At 42.1% G+C, this 16,837-nt stretch carries 17 protein-coding genes and 5 tRNA genes; all 22 read right to left on the reverse strand.

Going from position 1 to position 16,837, the window contains the following annotated elements; translation table 11 throughout:
* Window positions 1-27: 27 nt before the first annotated feature.
* On the reverse strand, window positions 28-3,837 hold the full coding sequence (rpoB, locus tag PY092_RS04920; protein WP_275614747.1) for a DNA-directed RNA polymerase subunit beta: 3,810 nt from the start codon (window positions 3,835-3,837) through the stop codon (window positions 28-30).
* 127 nt (window positions 3,838-3,964) lie between these two features.
* Entirely contained in the window at window positions 3,965-4,348 is a 384-nt protein-coding gene (gene rplL / locus PY092_RS04925) for a 50S ribosomal protein L7/L12 (protein ID WP_275614748.1), read from the reverse strand.
* 55 nt (window positions 4,349-4,403) lie between these two features.
* Complete coding sequence (gene rplJ, locus PY092_RS04930) at window positions 4,404-4,922, reverse strand: 50S ribosomal protein L10 (RefSeq protein ID WP_100817508.1); 519 nt, start codon at window positions 4,920-4,922, stop codon at window positions 4,404-4,406.
* A 24-nt stretch (window positions 4,923-4,946) separates the two neighbouring features.
* Window positions 4,947-5,639 (reverse strand): 50S ribosomal protein L1, encoded by a 693-nt coding sequence (rplA, locus tag PY092_RS04935; protein ID WP_275614749.1) that lies wholly within the window; start codon window positions 5,637-5,639, stop codon window positions 4,947-4,949.
* 20 nt (window positions 5,640-5,659) lie between these two features.
* Window positions 5,660-6,097, reverse strand: a complete 438-nt coding sequence (gene rplK / locus PY092_RS04940; RefSeq protein WP_275614750.1) for a 50S ribosomal protein L11 — start codon at window positions 6,095-6,097, stop codon at window positions 5,660-5,662.
* A gap of 67 nt (window positions 6,098-6,164) precedes the next feature.
* Complete coding sequence (gene nusG / locus PY092_RS04945) at window positions 6,165-6,716, reverse strand: transcription termination/antitermination protein NusG (protein ID WP_014033479.1); 552 nt, start codon at window positions 6,714-6,716, stop codon at window positions 6,165-6,167.
* A gap of 12 nt (window positions 6,717-6,728) precedes the next feature.
* The gene (gene secE / locus PY092_RS04950; RefSeq protein WP_127138518.1) at window positions 6,729-6,917 is read right to left on the reverse strand and encodes a preprotein translocase subunit SecE; all 189 of its coding nucleotides are present in this window, start codon (window positions 6,915-6,917) and stop codon (window positions 6,729-6,731) included.
* Between the two features lie 19 nt (window positions 6,918-6,936).
* Window positions 6,937-7,009 (reverse strand) — tRNA-Trp (locus PY092_RS04955).
* A 72-nt stretch (window positions 7,010-7,081) separates the two neighbouring features.
* Window positions 7,082-8,269: an elongation factor Tu gene (gene tuf / locus PY092_RS04960; RefSeq protein ID WP_275614751.1), complete on the reverse strand. Its 1,188-nt coding sequence runs from the start codon at window positions 8,267-8,269 to the stop codon at window positions 7,082-7,084.
* A gap of 47 nt (window positions 8,270-8,316) precedes the next feature.
* Window positions 8,317-8,388 (reverse strand) — tRNA-Thr (locus PY092_RS04965).
* Between the two features lie 89 nt (window positions 8,389-8,477).
* Window positions 8,478-8,550 (reverse strand) — tRNA-Gly (locus tag PY092_RS04970).
* Between the two features lie 81 nt (window positions 8,551-8,631).
* Window positions 8,632-8,714, reverse strand: a tRNA-Tyr gene (locus tag PY092_RS04975).
* A 24-nt stretch (window positions 8,715-8,738) separates the two neighbouring features.
* Window positions 8,739-8,812 (reverse strand) — tRNA-Thr (locus PY092_RS04980).
* A 103-nt stretch (window positions 8,813-8,915) separates the two neighbouring features.
* Window positions 8,916-9,218, reverse strand: coding sequence for a ribosome hibernation-promoting factor, HPF/YfiA family (gene hpf, locus PY092_RS04985; RefSeq protein ID WP_275614752.1), 303 nt, complete (start codon window positions 9,216-9,218; stop codon window positions 8,916-8,918).
* A gap of 55 nt (window positions 9,219-9,273) precedes the next feature.
* The gene (locus tag PY092_RS04990) at window positions 9,274-10,164 is read right to left on the reverse strand and encodes a tyrosine-type recombinase/integrase (RefSeq protein WP_275614753.1); all 891 of its coding nucleotides are present in this window, start codon (window positions 10,162-10,164) and stop codon (window positions 9,274-9,276) included.
* 97 nt (window positions 10,165-10,261) lie between these two features.
* Window positions 10,262-10,456 carry a 30S ribosomal protein S21 gene (gene rpsU / locus PY092_RS04995; RefSeq protein WP_090299076.1) on the reverse strand — a complete coding sequence of 65 codons (195 nt, stop codon included), beginning with the start codon at window positions 10,454-10,456 and terminating at the stop codon, window positions 10,262-10,264.
* Window positions 10,457-10,548: 92 nt separating this feature from the next.
* Complete coding sequence (locus PY092_RS05000) at window positions 10,549-11,718, reverse strand: acyl-CoA dehydrogenase family protein (RefSeq protein ID WP_275614754.1); 1,170 nt, start codon at window positions 11,716-11,718, stop codon at window positions 10,549-10,551.
* 10 nt (window positions 11,719-11,728) lie between these two features.
* Window positions 11,729-12,583, reverse strand: coding sequence for a ComEA family DNA-binding protein (locus PY092_RS05005; protein ID WP_275614755.1), 855 nt, complete (start codon window positions 12,581-12,583; stop codon window positions 11,729-11,731).
* A 14-nt stretch (window positions 12,584-12,597) separates the two neighbouring features.
* Window positions 12,598-14,214 carry an alanine/glycine:cation symporter family protein gene (locus tag PY092_RS05010; protein ID WP_275615001.1) on the reverse strand — a complete coding sequence of 539 codons (1,617 nt, stop codon included), beginning with the start codon at window positions 14,212-14,214 and terminating at the stop codon, window positions 12,598-12,600.
* An 83-nt stretch (window positions 14,215-14,297) separates the two neighbouring features.
* The gene (locus PY092_RS05015) at window positions 14,298-15,305 is read right to left on the reverse strand and encodes a potassium channel family protein (protein ID WP_275614756.1); all 1,008 of its coding nucleotides are present in this window, start codon (window positions 15,303-15,305) and stop codon (window positions 14,298-14,300) included.
* Window positions 15,306-15,307: 2 nt separating this feature from the next.
* Complete coding sequence (locus PY092_RS05020; RefSeq protein WP_100817497.1) at window positions 15,308-15,535, reverse strand: PspC domain-containing protein; 228 nt, start codon at window positions 15,533-15,535, stop codon at window positions 15,308-15,310.
* Window positions 15,536-15,543: 8 nt separating this feature from the next.
* Complete coding sequence (locus PY092_RS05025; RefSeq protein ID WP_275614757.1) at window positions 15,544-16,824, reverse strand: DUF2851 family protein; 1,281 nt, start codon at window positions 16,822-16,824, stop codon at window positions 15,544-15,546.
* Window positions 16,825-16,837: the final 13 nt, after the last annotated feature.

Consider the following 16,837-nt stretch of genomic DNA (forward strand, 5'->3'; position numbering starts at 1 on the left):
ATGATATAATTAATGTAATATAGTGTTCTACTCTTCCAAACGGATATCCAAGCCCAAACCTTTAAGTTCATGCATCAATACGTTGAAAGATTCTGGTAACCCAGGTTCTGGCATGGTCTCACCTTTTACGATGGTCTCATAGGTCTTGGCCCTTCCGATAACATCATCCGACTTAACGGTCAATATTTCCCTAAGGGTGGATGATGCGCCGTAGGCCTCGAGTGCCCAAACCTCCATCTCTCCAAAACGCTGACCACCAAACTGAGCCTTACCACCCAATGGTTGCTGTGTGATCAATGAGTATGGTCCGATAGATCTAGCGTGCATCTTGTCTTCCACCATGTGTCCTAGTTTCAACATGTAGATGACACCAACGGTTGCACGTTGGTCGAAACGCTGACCTGTTCCTCCGTCATATAGGTAGGTATGTCCGAATCTCGGCACACCTGCTTCATCGGTAAGCTTATTGATCTCATCCAAGGATGCACCATCGAAAATCGGGGTCGCATATTTCTGACCCAATTTTTGTCCGGCCCAACCCAATACGGTTTCATAAATCTGACCAATGTTCATCCTTGATGGTACACCTAGTGGGTTCAATACTATGTCCACTGGGGTTCCATCTTCCAAGAATGGCATATCCTCTTGACGAACGATACGGGCAACAATACCTTTGTTACCGTGACGACCTGCCATTTTATCACCAACTTTAAGCTTACGCTTTTTAGCGATGTAAACTTTGGCCAACTTCATGATACCAGCAGGAAGTTCATCTCCTACAGAGATGGTAAACTTGTCCCTTCTAAGGTTACCTTGAATATCGTTCAACTTGATTTTATAGTTGTGCAACAAGTCTGCGACCAATGCATTGGTTGCATCATCTGTTGTCCAGCTTCCTCCAACCAAGTGAGCGAAATCGTCAACGGCGTTCAACATTTTAATGGTGTATTTCTTTCCTTTTGGAAGTACTTCCTCACCCAAATCGTTGATTACCCCTTGTGATGTTTTTCCGCTGATCAAACTGAACAATTTCTCGATCAATTCATCCTTAAGTTGTTGGAACTTCACCTCGTAGTCCATCTCCAATCTAGCGATGGCCTCTTTATCTTCAGAACGTTTTCTCTTGTCCTTGATGGAACGGGAGAACAATTTCTTATCGATTACCACACCTCTCAATGATGGAGAAGCTTTTAAGGAAGCATCTTTAACGTCACCTGCTTTATCACCAAAGATGGCACGCAACAGTTTTTCTTCCGGAGTTGGATCAGACTCTCCTTTTGGAGTAATCTTACCGATCAAAATATCTCCAGGCTTCACTTCGGCACCGATACGGATCATACCGTACTCGTCCAAATCCTTTGTTGCTTCTTCGGATACGTTCGGAATATCGTTTGTCAATTCCTCAGCACCCAATTTGGTATCCCTTACTTCCAAGGAATACTCATCCACGTGGATAGAGGTAAAGATATCCTCACGAACAACTTTTTCAGAAATCACGATCGCATCCTCAAAGTTGTATCCTTTCCAAGGCATAAAAGCAACCTTCATGTTTCTACCCAAGGCCAATTCACCTTTTTCGGTAGCATAACCTTCACAAAGTACCTGACCTTTTTTCACCTTGTCGCCTTTTCTTACGATTGGCTTCAAGTTGATGCTGGTCCCTTGGTTTGTTTTTCTAAACTTCACCAATTGGTAAGTTTTTGCATCATCGTCAAAGCTTACCAAGCGCTCTTCGTCGGTCCTTGTATATTTTATTGTGATTTTCTGTGAATCCACATATTCCACAACTCCATCTCCTTCTGCATTGATCAATACTCGGGAATCCGTGGCAACTTGTCTTTCCAAACCTGTACCTACGATTGGAGAATCCGGTCTCAACAATGGAACAGCTTGACGCATCATGTTCGATCCCATCAAGGCACGGTTCGCATCATCGTGCTCCAAGAAAGGGATCAAGGATGCGGAAATGGAAGCAATCTGATTCGGTGCAACGTCGGTGTACTTTACCTCTGTTGGATCCACTACCGGGAAATCACCTTCTTCACGGGCAATTACCTTTTCCCTTTCAATTGTACCATCTTCTGCCAATGGAATGTTGGCTTGGGCAATCTTCATTCCTTCTTCTTCCTCTGCACTTAGGTAGATATGGTTTTTCGTATCTACTTTTCCATCTTCTACTTTACGATAAGGAGTTTCCAAGAAGCCCATATTGTTCACCTTGGCAAATACGGACAATGAAGAAATCAAACCAATGTTCGGTCCTTCAGGTGTCTCGATAGGACACAACCTTCCGTAGTGTGTATAGTGAACGTCACGCACCTCGAAACCTGCTCTTTCACGAGAAAGACCTCCTGGTCCAAGTGCGGACAATCTTCTTTTGTGTGTAATCTCTGCCAACGGGTTGGTCTGGTCCATGAACTGGGACAACTGGTTGGTTCCAAAGAAAGAGTTGATCACAGAAGACAATGTCTTCGCGTTGATCAAATCAATCGGAGTAAACACCTCGTTGTCACGTACGTTCATACGCTCACGGATGGTACGTGCCATACGTGCCAAACCTACACCGAACTGTGAGGACAATTGCTCACCTACGGTTCTTACACGACGGTTGGACAAGTGATCAATATCATCAATCTCCGCTTTGGAGTTGATCAACTCGATCAAATACTTGATGATGGTAATGATATCTTCCTTTGTCAACACTTGTTTGTCCATTCCGATATCCAAGCCCAACTTCTTGTTCATTCTGTATCGACCTACCTCACCTAAGTTGTAACGTTGGTCGGAGAAGAACAATTTATCGATGATACCACGAGCTGTCTCTTCATCTGGCGGCTCGGCATTACGCAATTGTCTATAGATATGCTCTACCGCTTCTTTTTCAGAGTTGGTAGGGTCTTTTTGCAAAGTGTTGTGGATAATGGCGTAATCGGATTGTGCATTGTTCTCCTTGTGAAGCAAAATGGTCTTCACGTCGGCATCAATGATCTCATCGATGTGCTCCTTTTCCAAAACGGTATCACGATCAAGTACAATCTCGTTTCTTTCGATGGAAACCACTTCTCCTGTATCCTCGTCCACGAAATCCTCATGCCATGTGTTCAACACCCTTGCGGCCAATTTACGGCCCAATACTTTTTTAAGTCCGGATTTGGAAACTTTTACTTCTTCCGAAAGGTCGAAGATTTCCAAAATATCCTTGTCCCTTTCAAAGCCAATGGCACGGAACAAAGTGGTTACCGGTAATTTTTTCTTCCTATCGATATAGGCATACATCACCGAGTTGATATCGGTAGCGAATTCAATCCAAGATCCTTTGAAAGGAATTACCCTGGCTGAATATAGTTTTGTTCCATTTGCGTGGAAAGACTGTCCAAAGAAAACCCCTGGAGATCTGTGCAACTGGGATACTACAACACGTTCCGCCCCGTTGATTACAAAGGTCCCACTAGGAGTCATGTAAGGGATGGTACCCAAATACACATCCTGAACGATAGTTTCGAAATCTTCGTGCTCCGGATCGGTACAATATAGCTTTAAACGTGCCTTAAGTGGTACGCTATAGGTAAGTCCACGTTCGATACATTCTTGAATGGAATATCTTGGTGGATCTATGAAGTAATCCAAAAACTCAAGTACAAACTGGTTTCTGGTATCTGTGATTGGAAAATTCTCCATGAAGGTGTTGTAGAGACCTTCGTTTCCTCTTTCGTCAGATTTAGTTTCAAGCTGGAAAAAGTCTTGGAACGATTTTATCTGAATGTCCAAGAAATCCGGGTATTCCGGTATGTTCTTAGCGGATGCGAAATTAACTCTTTCAATAGTGTTTGTGAACATCTATGGACAAATTTTGATCGTGAATACTAAGTGGGTTCGTGTACGGCTTTATACACTCCTCATATAAATAGGCTAAGGTCTAACCAAAAATGGAAAGACCTTAACCAAGTTCTTATGGGAAAAGCGATTATTTAAGCTCAACTTCTGCTCCTGCTTCTTCCAATGATTTTTTGATACCTTCTGCTTCATCTTTAGCAACGCCTTCTTTAACAGCTTTTGGTGCGCTGTCAACGATTTCTTTAGCGTCTTTTAGTCCAAGACCGGTCAATTCCTTAACCAATTTTACGACTGCCAATTTAGAACCACCAGCAGCTGTAAGGATTACATCAAATTCTGATTTTTCCTCAGCAGCTTCACCATCACCTCCACCAGCAGCAGCGCCACCAGCAACGGCTACTGCAGCAGCAGCAGGCTCAATACCATATTCTTCTTTTAAAATGTCGGCCAACTCATTTACCTCTTTTACCGTAAGGTTTACCAACTGTTCTGCAAAATCTTTTAAATCTGCCATTTTTCTATCGTTTAATAAAAATTTTTAAAAATATACTTAGTTTATTGTGCGCGAATTATTCTTTCTCAGAAAGCGTTTTAAGGATACCTGCCAATTTACCGCCTCCGGACTTAAGTCCAGAAATAACATTCTTGGCTGGCGATTGCAACAATCCAATGATATCCCCGATAACTTCCTCTTTGGACTTGATGTTAACAAGTGCGTCAAGGTTTTCATCCCCGATGTAAACTGCCTCTTCGATAAAGGCACCTTTCAATACGGGCTTTTCTGATTTCTTTCTAAAGTTCTTGATAAGTTTCGCAGGTGCGTTCCCTGTTTCGGACAACATCAATGATGTGTTGCCTTTCAATACTTCGGGAAGTTCACCGAATTCCTTATCAGAGGCTTCCATTGCTTTTGCAAGCAAGGTGTTCTTAACGACCGCAAGCTTAATGTTCGCCTTGAAACACGCTCTTCTTAAATTAGAGGTGTCCACGGCATTCAATCCTGATATATCCGCCAAGTAAATGTTTGGATTATCAGCCAACTGTGCAGTCAAGTCTTCTATTACTGTTGCTTTTTCTTCTCTTGTCATAGTTAAAAAAATTGAACTACCAGTCTATTGAACTGCTTTTGGATCTAATTGAACACTAGGACTCATAGTACTGGACAGATAGATACTTTTCATGTACACACCTTTTGCAGCGGATGGCTTCATTTTGATCAAGGTATCAATCAATTCCCTTGCATTCCCTGCGATTTTGTCCGCAGAGAAAGAAGCTTTTCCTATTGCAGCGTGCACAATACCTGTTTTGTCCACTTTAAAGTCGATCTTACCGGCCTTAACATCGGATACTGCCTTGGCAACATCCATAGTCACTGTTCCGGTTTTTGGATTGGGCATTAAACCTCTAGGACCCAAAATTCTACCTAATGGACCTAGTTTACCCATAACGCTTGGCATAGTGATGATCACATCAACATCGGTCCAACCGCCTTTGATTTTCTCCAAATATTCGTCCAATCCTACAAAGTCCGCACCGGCTTCTTTAGCTTCTGCTTCTTTGTCCGGAGTCACCAATGCCAAAACTTTTACGTCTTTACCTGTTCCGTGTGGAAGGGTAACAACGCCACGTACCATTTGATTTGCTTTTCTTGGATCTACACCCAAACGAACTGCCAAATCAATGGAAGCGTCAAATTTTACATTGGTTATTTCTTTTACTAAAGCTGATGCCTCTTCCAAGGAATAGAGTTTGTTCTTGTCTATCTTGGCCTGGGCTTCTTTTTGCTTTTTAGTCAATCTTGCCATTTCTTAATTGCTTTCAGATTTTAAAAAGGTCTTGGTCCTGCTATTTTCAGACCCATTGATCTCGCAGTACCCGCAACCATACTCATTGCAGATTCCACGGTAAAGGCATTAAGATCCGCCATTTTGTCTTCGGCGATCGCTTTTACTTGATCCCAGGTTACTGAACCATTCTTAACCCTGTTAGGTTCTCCCGATCCTTTTTTAATCTTAGCCGCTTCCATCAATTGAACTGCCGCAGGTGGTGTTTTTACAACAAACTCGAAAGATTTGTCTTTGTAAACGGTGATAACAACAGGTAAAACCTTACCTTGTTTGTCCTGTGTACGAGCATTAAACTGCTTACAGAACTCCATGATGTTAACACCAGCAGCACCTAAGGCGGGTCCAACCGGTGGCGATGGGTTCGCAGCACCTCCCCTAACTTGTAATTTAACTACCTTATCTACTTCTTTTGCCATTGTTTCTAATTAAATTTAAAGTGTGTCAATTGGAAGCAACACAGCTTTATATATGTAACAGCTCTTGTTATACTTTTTCTACTTGCATATAGCTGAGTTCCAATGGTGTCTTTCTTCCGAAAATCTTTACCATTACCTCCAGCTTACGCTTTTCTTCATTGATTTTTTCAACGGTTCCATTGAATCCATTGAAAGGTCCATCAATAACCTTAACCGTTTCACCCAACACAAATGGAATAGCAACATTATCTGTATTGACAGCCAATTCGTCCACTTTCCCCAACATACGGTTCACTTCGGATTTCCTCAATGGAATGGGATCGCCACCTTTCACTTCGCCCAAGAAACCAATCACATTGGTAATGGAACGAATGATGTGCACCATTTCTCCTCCAAGATTGGCCTTTATCATGATATATCCTGGAAAGTAAACACGCTCTTTGTTGATTTTCTTTCCATTCCTGATCTGAACAACTTTTTCGGTAGGCACTAGAACTTCTTCGAGATAGTCGCCAAAACCTGCACGCTCCACCTCGCTTTCAATATAGCCCTTGATCTTGTTCTCTTGACCACTGACCGCTCTAACTACATACCATTTTTTCTCCAGAACCTCAGACATATCGACCGATCTTTATCCTATTAATTTTTCAAAATACAATGTGATCAAATTACTGAACAAGGAATCCACACCCCATGTTGCCAAGGCAAACAAGATGGAAAACACAGCAACGATCACCATAAGATTGGAAGCTTTGCTCCTTTCCAACCAAGTAACATTGTTCTTAAGCTCTTCGAATGATTCCTTTATGTAAGTGACCATATTATTTGTATTTTACTTGCACGGGAGGAGAGACTCGAACTCCCGACACCTGGTTTTGGAGACCAGTGCTCTACCAACTGAGCTACACCCGTTTATAATTACACTGAAAGGTATCCCGAGAAAATCGGAACACCCTTGAGTGCAATTTTATAATAATTTGAATCTTAATCTAGAATCTCAGTAACCTGACCGGCACCTACTGTTCTACCACCCTCACGGATAGCGAAACGTAGACCTACGCTACAAGCTACAGGCTGAATCAAATCCACAGTAATTGTCAAGTTATCACCTGGCATTACCATTTCAACACCGTCAGGCAAGTTAATGTTACCAGTAACGTCAGTTGTTCTCAAGTAGAACTGAGGACGGTAGTTGTTGTGGAATGGAGTGTGACGTCCACCTTCTTCTTTTTTCAAGATATATACCTCAGCTTTGAATTTAGCGTGTGGCTTAACAGAACCTGGCTTACAGATTACCATACCTCTTTTAATATCGGATTTCTCGATACCTCTCAAAAGAAGACCTACGTTATCACCAGCTTCACCTCTATCCAAAATCTTACGGAACATCTCAACACCAGTAATGGTAGAAGACAACTTCTCAGCACCCATACCAATGATATCAACAGCGTCACCTGTGTTGGCAACACCAGTTTCGATACGACCGGTAGCAACGGTACCACGACCAGTAATAGTGAATACATCTTCGATTGGCATAAGGAAGTCTTTATCAACTTCACGAGTTGGCTCCTCAATCCAAGAATCAACAGCTTCCATCAACTCCATAACAGTGTCAACCCATTTTTGCTCACCGTTCAAAGCACCAAGTGCAGAACCAGCGATAACAGGACCATTGTCACCATCGTACTCGTAGAAAGAAAGCAATTCCCTTACTTCCATCTCAACAAGCTCCAATAGTTCTTCATCATCCACCATGTCAACTTTGTTCAAGAAAACAACGATACGTGGAATACCAACCTGACGTCCCAAAAGGATGTGCTCACGAGTTTGCGGCATTGGACCATCCGTTGCAGCAACAACCAAGATAGCACCGTCCATCTGAGCAGCACCAGTAACCATGTTCTTTACGTAATCCGCGTGACCAGGACAGTCAACGTGTGCGTAGTGACGGTTTGCTGTTTGGTACTCAACGTGTGAAGTGTTGATTGTAATACCTCTTTCTTTTTCTTCAGGAGCGTTGTCAATTGAATCAAAGCTTCTTGTTTCAGACAAACCTGCGTTGGCCAATACAGTGGTAATAGCAGCGGTCAATGTAGTTTTACCGTGATCCACGTGTCCAATGGTACCAATATTTAAGTGCGGTTTGGAACGATCAAAAGTTTCCTTTGCCATTTTAAATAATTTTAATCTTAGTTTATATTAGTGTACAAATCGTTTTGAGCCAATGACGGGATTTGAACCCGTGACCTCTTCCTTACCAAGGAAACGCTCTACCCCTGAGCTACACCGGCCTATGGGTTATCAGGTTTAGAGTTTGAAAGTTACAAGTCTAGCTCGTCAAAACTTCAACCTTTTTCTTGAAACCAAGTTTCAAGTTTAGAGCGGGAGACCGGGTTCGAACCGGCGACATTCAGCTTGGAAGGCTGACGCTCTACCAACTGAGCTACTCCCGCATTTTTTTTCTGGATTCACATCCAAAGATTCCATTATTTCAAAAAACCTTCTTTCCCAATTGTTCCGCCGAACAATCTTTGTGGGGGGAGCAGGATTCGAACCTGCGAAGGTAAAAACCAACAGATTTACAGTCTGTCCTCGTTGGCCGCTTGAGTATCCCCCCGCCTTATTTTTCAGTATCTTAACGAGCCGATAGAGGGACTCGAACCCACGACCTGCTGATTACAAATCAGCTGCTCTAGCCAGCTGAGCTATATCGGCATTTCACCGCTTTTTATTCACTAAAAAAGCCCGCTATTTCTAACGGACTGCAAATGTATAGATATTTATTTTTTTATTCAAAACAAATTTGAAAAAAATTTCATCAAGCTTTTGCCCTTAATTTTTCCTTTTTTTTCACCAATTGTCTTTCCAGGGAACTACAGGCCGAATCCACAGCCTCTTCAAATGACTTACATTGTTTTTTTACCATGAATTTATCCCGGGGGACAAACACCATGATTTCCACGATCTTATTTTCTTTAGCACTTGTGTTTTCCACTTTTAAATATACATCCGATTCGATGACCTTGTCGTAGAACAATTCCAACTTGTCCATTCGTTTTTGGACGAAGTCGATGAGTTTACCATCAGCTGTAAAATTTACCGATTGTGCGTTTACTTTCATAAGACGAAGTTTTTAGTACTGTCTGTGACAGTGAAGTTAAACAATACAAGAATTTTCATTTCTTGTTTCTTGGATGGGCCTTTTGATGTACCTTTTTCAGTTCAGCAATACTATTGTGCGTGTACACCTGCGTGGATGCCAAACTCGAATGACCCAATAATTCCTTTACGGAGTTTAAATCCGCGCCCCTGTTCAGCAAGTGGGTTGCAAAGGTATGCCTGAGTATATGTGGACTCTTTTTTACCTTCGGGGACACCAAACTAAAATACTTATTTATAGTTCGATAAACAAGTGTTTCATAAATTTTAAGACCTTCTTTGGTCAATAACAAATAAGGAGATTCAACCTGGTCATCAAGTTCTGAACGCTTCTTCAAATAATTCTTGATCTGCTCTACGGTGGATGGCAACAAGGGCAGGATTCGTTCTTTGTTCCTTTTGCCCAACACTTTTAACACTTGCCCTGTTAGATCAACATCCGACACTTTTAAATTGACCAATTCCGCCCTTCGCATACCCGTCGTGTATAAGAGCTCCACAATGAGCTTATCGCGCTCGCCCTCAAAATCATCATCAAAGGGGATTTCGGACAATATAGCTTCCATTTCCATCTCGGAAAAAGACACCTCCACTTTCTTTTGGGTCTTTAGTGCTCTATGTTTTACCAATGGCGAAATGGCAACATCACCTACCTTCAATAAAAATTTATAATAAGCTTGGAGCGAGGATATTTTCCTGTTGATCGTCCTGTTGGACAAACCTTCATCGGAAAGGGCCACTATCCAGTTTCTGATCAACGGATAGGAAACCGTTGCAATATTGGACTCCCCATGGTGCTCCCTACAGAAGTCTGCAAAGATTTCAATGTCCTTTTCATAAGCCTTTATGGTATGTTCGGAGTAATTTTTCTCCAACCTTAAATAGGATATAAAAGCTGATACGGACATATATCAAAGGTAGCAATTAGGATGCGTATGGATATAAAACGAAAAATCCCGCTCCAATATTGGAACGGGATTGATATATTTTGTAAAAGCGGTAGCCCTATACTTCTTCTTGGTCTCTTAGGCCTTGAATGTATTGTGCTTTTTGAATTTGCGCTCTACGCTCCACAGAAGGTTTGGTAAACTGCTGTCTTGATCTCAATTGACGCATGGTACCTGTTCTGTCGAACTTACGTTTGAAACGCTTCAAAGCTCTATCGATGTTTTCTCCTTCTTTTACTGGTATAATTAACATGGGCTACAACCTCCTTTCTTTAAAATTTTGGTGTGCAAATATACGAATGATATTCAATGGGTAAAGAAATATTTCATTTTTTTGATGAAAGACTACACAGAGTGCTTTTTGTACTCCTTTTTGTCCACGATGATCTTTGCCAGGATTTCCTTTAGGATTTCCGAAGTACCCCCTCCGATGGGTCCCAACCTACTATCCCTGCTCAAGCGTGCCATGGGATAATCCTCAATATACCCGTAGCCGCCCAAAAACTGCAGACAATTATAAATGACCTCATCAGCCATTTTTGTGGATTTAAGTTTGGAAATAGTCGCTTCTTTGACCACATAGACACCTTTCTCCATTTGCGCTACTGTGGAATAATTGTATTGTTTGCACAACAGCATGTCCGAATATAGATCGACCAATCGATGTCGGAGAGCCTGAAACTGATCTATGGATTTGCCAAACGCCTCACGTTCGGACATGTATTGCAATGCATAGTCCAATGCAAATTCAGCTCTTGCATGGGCATTGACACCCATTACCAAGCGCTCCAAAGAAAAAGCTTCCATGATATAGGCAAATCCAGCATTTTCCTCTCCCAATAAGTTAGCTGCGGGAACCTCCACATTGTCAAAAGCCAGTTCCGCCGTATCGGAGGCACGCCAGCCCAATTTATTCAGCTTGCTTGCGGAAACACCCTCAGCATTCCTGTCCATAATAAACATACTGATTCCCTTATGGCCAGCATCTTTATCCGTTTTGGCAGCAAGGATGATATAGTCGCCGTAAACCCCATTGGTAATGAACGTTTTGGAACCGTTTACGATATAAACATCGCCTTTCTTTTCGGCCGTAGTCCGCATGGCCGCAACATCACTACCACCAAAAGGCTCGGACACTCCCAAACAACCGATTTTATTCCCAAGCACGCTGGGCTCCAGATAAGTCTTTTTCTGATCGTTATTGGCCAATCTGTTCAGATAAGTCATTGCCAGGTACTGGTGCGCCCACATGGCCGCGGCAAAACCGCCAGAATTTATTTTCTGTAATTCCTCTAGAAAAATAACGGTATAAAAAAGGTCCAGGCCCAAACCAGAATATGCTTCTGGGGTCATCAGGCCAAAAAAGCCCATTTCCCCAAACTTGGTCCATATAGCTTTATCAATCTTACCGGATTCCTCCCATTCCTCAATATGGGGAACAACTTCCTTCTGTAAAAAATCCTTCAAACTTTCGCGGAATAAATTATGCTCTTCCGTGAAGTACATTTCGTTCATAGCACCTATTTTATAAAGACAAATATAAAGCTATTCTGTCTAGTTTTTCTGTAGGAAATTGATCCACTTGACTCAACTCCTGTAACGATGCAAATAAACCATTTTTATCCCTATATTCAATAATATTGAAGGCCAACGACTTGTTTATGTAGATTAATCTAGATAACTCCTCCACTCCCACTTTGTTGACATTGATTTTATTAACGGACGGAACTTCCTTTACTTGAAACTGAAGCAAAGCTTTTTCAACAACTTCGGGCTTTAACCCATAAACATCATACAATTGCTCGTTCACCAAAAAACCTCCCAACCTATCCCTGAACTTCACGATTCTTTGGGACAAGGTCTCGCCGATGCCATAAACGGATTTCAGGTCTTCAGCCGTGGCTGAGTTCAGGTCCTTAATCGTAGGTGCTTTCTTGACACTTGATTCTTTCTTCGCTGGAGTTTGATTGTTCTTTACCCAATCTGGAAACTTAAAATACGGAGAGATTTCGTTCAGCAACGAGTCTGATATTCGGGTAACGGTTTGGAACTCCTCTGGCGAATTAACAAACTTGCCTTGCTTTCTAAGAGCAAACAACCGGTCCAATTCCGTTGTGGATAATCCCAAGGCATAGCCTTTGTAATCGGTAATATAATTTGGGTTGAAGGGATACATTTTTGGAACTCCTTCAGACTGGTAAGTCTTTAGGCTATCAATCCTATGTTGTTCCGAAGCATTGAGAGCAAAGTTGGTTTCACTTTTTGATGGATTTGCCTTTACATAATAATACCCGCCTTGAAGCACGACCACCATCAGCAATAAAAAGAAAATCCCACTTCGTTCCTGCTTATTGAACCTGAAGTGGGATTTGAATTTCATCTTAGCTATGGCTTTTACATTTTATCCACCAAGTCTTCCGCACCATCTTCCAGCGCATCTTCTTTTTTATTGATGGCATTCATGTATTTGTTCAATTCTTTTCGAACCACTGGAGTCAATAAAACAACACCTATAATATTAGGTACAACCATCGCAAAAATCATGGCATCCGAGAAGTCGATCACGGAACCAAGGCTAATGGAAGCTCCAACGATCACAAAGAACAAGAACAAGATTTTGTACGCTAGGTCGCTTGTTCTGCTTTTTCCAAAAAGGTACATCCATCCCTGCATTCCGTAGTAAGACCAAGAAATCATAGTGGAGAATGCGAACAATATTACCGCAATGGTCAATACTACCGAGAAGTGGGGAATAACAGAATCAAAAGCGGTCGCCGTAATCTCAACACCCTCCGTGATTTCGGTACCATACTGCAAGAAACCTACTTCATAGTTGGTAATGATGATTACCAAAGCGGTCATGGTACAAATTACAACGGTATCCACAAAAGGCTCCAAAAGGGCAACAATACCCTCACTCGCAGGATACTTGGTGCGTACAGCGGAGTGGGCAATGGCTGCTGAACCCACACCTGCTTCGTTGGAGAACGCCCCCCTACGAATACCTTGGATCATTACACCGATAAGTCCACCTGCGATTCCAAGTCCTGAAAAGGCTCCTTCGAAAATCAAACCGAAAGCATCATCGATGGACGAAAAGTTGGCACCCAAAATAATCAGGGCCGCCAATACATATATACCGGCCATAAAGGGTACAATTTTTTCCGTAACGGATGCAATCCTTTTGATACCCCCGATAATCACGATGGCCACCAATACGGCCATTACAATACCAAAATACAATCCAGCGTTGTCGTTTTCAAGACTGAACAACTCCACGAACTGGGCGGCCGCCTGATTGGCCTGGAACATATTTCCACCACCAAAGGAACCTCCAATTACGAAAATCGCAAATAGTACAGCAAGTACTTTACCTAATCCCTTGGCATTTTTTTCTTTAAGACCTTTGGTCAAGTAGTACATAGGACCACCATAAACGGTACCATCCTCACCTACGTCCCTATACTTAACACCCAAGGTACATTCTGCAAATTTTGATGCCATACCCAAAAGTCCGGCCAAGATCATCCAAAAAGTCGCTCCGGGACCACCAATGGACAAGGCTACCGCCACACCGGCAATGTTCCCCAACCCAACAGTGGCGGAAAGTGCAGCAGTAAGGGCTTGAAAGTGGGAAACCTCTCCATGGGCAGATTCATCCCTAATCGTATCCGGCAAATCGTGCTCTTCCGCAGAATCCCCATATAAATGGTCCACACCGTGCTTTTCTATATCCTCATACTTCCCTTGGACCACTTTTATCGCAGTCCAAAAACCCGTAAAGTTGATGAGCTTAAAATAAATGGTAAAGTACAATGCACCTCCTACCAATACAAGAAGCACCCAAGGTATCTGGAACTGTTCCGAAAAAGGGATCTCGTAGAAAATAGCATCAACAAACCAGCTTGTGTATCTGGAAAAAACCGCATCAATTTTTTCTGATGTACTTTCCTGAGCAAAAGAAAGTGCCGGTAACATTAAACTTAAAATGGAAAGAAGTCTATACTTCATCATATTGTTTTGGTTATGTTAGTTTTTTGTAAAGGCCCAATATCCTAAAAAATTTCTTCGCAAAAAAATTAATGCGTGTTAAACTAGCCTATCTGAAACATTTGGTTCAGCTTACGTATCTGCTCTGGCCTACCCAACACAATAACTTTACTTTTGGGCTGTAGAACCATATCTGCTTCCGGGTTGATGATATATTTGCCGTTAGGATCTATGTAACCTATAATGGTACAGCCCGTTTTTCTACGTAAATCCAAATCGCGAAGGGAATGGCAATCCATTTGATTGGTAAAGTCCTCTATACTGACTTCCTCTAAATTCGTGGTATGCTCCCCTTCTATGGACAATTGGTCCAAAAAGGTGATCAAATCTGGCATGACCACCAAAGATGCCATGTGATCGCCCCCTATCTTGTCGGGCATGATCACTTTGTTCGCACCCGCAAATTGCAGCTTTTTTATCGAGGTTACCTGCGATGCCCTACTTATAATGAAAAGATTTTTATTGAGTTGCCTTGCTGAAAGAACAATAAAAAGGTTGGCCGAATCGTCCGGTACGGCCGTGATCAGATACTGCGCCCTATCTATGCCCGCTTGGAGCAGTACTTCATCCTCATTGGCATCGCCTTCCACAAACAAGACTTCTTCCTCATGCCTTTCTATGATCTCCCTGTCCTTTTCAATGACCACAAAAGGCTTTTTGTAAGCAATCAATTTTTCGGCGGCCTGCATTCCATTTCTACCAAATCCGCAAACCACAACATGATTGGAAAGACTATCTATTTGTTTCTTCACTTTTTTCTTTTTTAGCAGTTCCAATGAGTTTCTTCCTAAAATGTACTCGGAAACCACGGAAATGGCGAAACCGAAGATGAACACACTGGTAACGATTAAAAATACGGTAAAAATCTTTGCATTGGCGTCCAAGGGCCTTACCTCAGAAAAACCCACCGTGGTCACTGTGATAATGGTCATGTAAATGGCCTCTATCCAGGTAAAGTCCGACAACATTTTATAACCGACCACCCCAAACAAAAGCACCACGACCATTAAGGAAAGTGCCAATACTATTTTGGAACGCATCAATCTAATCATGTTCAGAGGTCAAATACGGAGGTTCTTTTGGTATAGATCAAGTCTTTAATCCGAAGCCAGAACGCGATAAAGAGGTACAGCGCGAAACCGAAACCCAAGGTAACAAAGGTCAAATAGATAAAACTGGTACGCACCACCCGGGCACGAATCCCAAGTCGTTCCGCTATGCGTCCACAGACCTCAAAACCCCTTTTTTGAAAGTAATAAAGCGTATTGTAAAATAAAGACATGGTTAAAATTATGTATTTCTATTCAATAATTGCGTACCAATGGCGCATTGCATGCATTTATTTTGAGAACAGTAATTGGTAAATAGCTCCAGTTTTGCCTGACTTTCCAATGCATTTTGGGCCTTTAAACCTATTTTATCAAAATTTTTGATGACGGAATTATCCTCCTTCCCCAATGCTGAAACCAGCGTGATCAAATCTTCATTCCAGTCCCTGCCCAAATGCTTTGCATAGCAGAATTTAAGTGGCACCAACGTATTAATGACTATCAGGTCGATAAACCTTTTGGATAATTTTTTCATTCTCTTTTTGGAGACCTTTCCAAAGGTATAATGCTCTTCCCAATACGGACCTGCACAAATCTCGAAGGACTGATAAATACCTTCCAGCGTGTTCAAATCCATTAATTTGGAAAAGAAGTTGTGACTTCCCGCATATAAATTGACCAATTGCGAAATCCGAATAGTTGGAAAATTCATCGGTCGCAATCCGAAGAACTCCGGTTTCGATGACGGTATGTCCAAATCAAACTTACGCTGCAGATAACCGTATTCTTTTTTGAGTTGCAAATAATACGAATCGATGCAGTCATCCACTTGTAAAAGTCCAAAGTGACCAAAAAGCAAAGCTTCCAATTGCAAGGGCTCGTTGGTTGTTTTCCTCACTATGGAAAAATCCAATTGTCGTGCCCGCTCCATAAAGTATGGGCCATTGACCTTGGAACCAAAATTCTTGGCCAAAAGCATAAAAAGCACCGCTTCCCAATCATTCTTGGAGGCGTCCAAAAGTTCCCATATCAATTTGGATTTATGCTCTAGGCGTTCAATGTACAATCGATGCAACCAATTTTCCATCACAAAGGAATCCACCTGCCTCACATCTTTCTCGCAGCTGATAAACTTTGTGCGCGAATTGTTCATCAGGTTTTGATAACCATTCAAAAGTTGGTCTGCCACATATTGCTTGACTTCCAAAGTGGGTATTTGGGAGCCGTCCTTCCTAAAAACAGCAATGTCATCCTCCCATACCACATGGAGAATGACATTGTCATAATTTTCATCTGTTTCGTGATGATGCACATACCAATCCGAAGATTTAAGGTGCATCTCCACATTACCTGCCCAGAGCTGTCCGTCGATTTCAACTTTGGCGTTGAAAAAATCGGGACCGGCCAACCTGTTTTGGGTTCCCGGTGCCTTAATCACAATAGGCTCCCCATTGCCCGTGCACAACTGTTCGGTCGGAAGCTTATTATGCCTCCAAATAAAATAAAGTAGGTCTTCTCGCATTGATTTGGGATAA

The organism is Flagellimonas yonaguniensis (assembly GCF_029193885.1).
Classification (GTDB): Bacteria; Bacteroidota; Bacteroidia; order Flavobacteriales; family Flavobacteriaceae; genus Flagellimonas; species Flagellimonas yonaguniensis.

Bases quoted from the DNA above. Each gene is read 5' to 3' on its own strand.
- PY092_RS05010 (WP_275615001.1), bottom strand. From the start codon at position 14,214: ATGAAGTATAGACTTCTTTCCATTTTAAGTTTAATGTTACCGGCACTT.
- rpsU (WP_090299076.1), bottom strand. From the start codon at position 10,456: ATGTTAATTATACCAGTAAAAGAAGGAGAAAACATCGATAGAGCTTTG.
- nusG (WP_014033479.1), bottom strand. From the start codon at position 6,716: ATGTCTGAGGTTCTGGAGAAAAAATGGTATGTAGTTAGAGCGGTCAGT.
- PY092_RS05020 (WP_100817497.1), bottom strand. From the start codon at position 15,535: ATGTCTTTATTTTACAATACGCTTTATTACTTTCAAAAAAGGGGTTTT.
- PY092_RS05025 (WP_275614757.1), bottom strand. From the start codon at position 16,824: ATGCGAGAAGACCTACTTTATTTTATTTGGAGGCATAATAAGCTTCCG.
- PY092_RS05005 (WP_275614755.1), bottom strand. From the start codon at position 12,583: ATGAAATTCAAATCCCACTTCAGGTTCAATAAGCAGGAACGAAGTGGG.
- hpf (WP_275614752.1), bottom strand. From the start codon at position 9,218: ATGAAAGTAAACGCACAATCGGTAAATTTTACAGCTGATGGTAAACTC.
- PY092_RS05000 (WP_275614754.1), bottom strand. From the start codon at position 11,718: ATGAACGAAATGTACTTCACGGAAGAGCATAATTTATTCCGCGAAAGT.
- rpoB (WP_275614747.1), bottom strand. From the start codon at position 3,837: ATGTTCACAAACACTATTGAAAGAGTTAATTTCGCATCCGCTAAGAAC.
- PY092_RS04990 (WP_275614753.1), bottom strand. From the start codon at position 10,164: ATGTCCGTATCAGCTTTTATATCCTATTTAAGGTTGGAGAAAAATTAC.
- rplJ (WP_100817508.1), bottom strand. From the start codon at position 4,922: ATGACAAGAGAAGAAAAAGCAACAGTAATAGAAGACTTGACTGCACAG.
- tuf (WP_275614751.1), bottom strand. From the start codon at position 8,269: ATGGCAAAGGAAACTTTTGATCGTTCCAAACCGCACTTAAATATTGGT.
- rplK (WP_275614750.1), bottom strand. From the start codon at position 6,097: ATGGCAAAAGAAGTAGATAAGGTAGTTAAATTACAAGTTAGGGGAGGT.
- secE (WP_127138518.1), bottom strand. From the start codon at position 6,917: ATGGTCACTTACATAAAGGAATCATTCGAAGAGCTTAAGAACAATGTT.
- PY092_RS05015 (WP_275614756.1), bottom strand. From the start codon at position 15,305: ATGATTAGATTGATGCGTTCCAAAATAGTATTGGCACTTTCCTTAATG.
- rplL (WP_275614748.1), bottom strand. From the start codon at position 4,348: ATGGCAGATTTAAAAGATTTTGCAGAACAGTTGGTAAACCTTACGGTA.
- rplA (WP_275614749.1), bottom strand. From the start codon at position 5,639: ATGGCAAGATTGACTAAAAAGCAAAAAGAAGCCCAGGCCAAGATAGAC.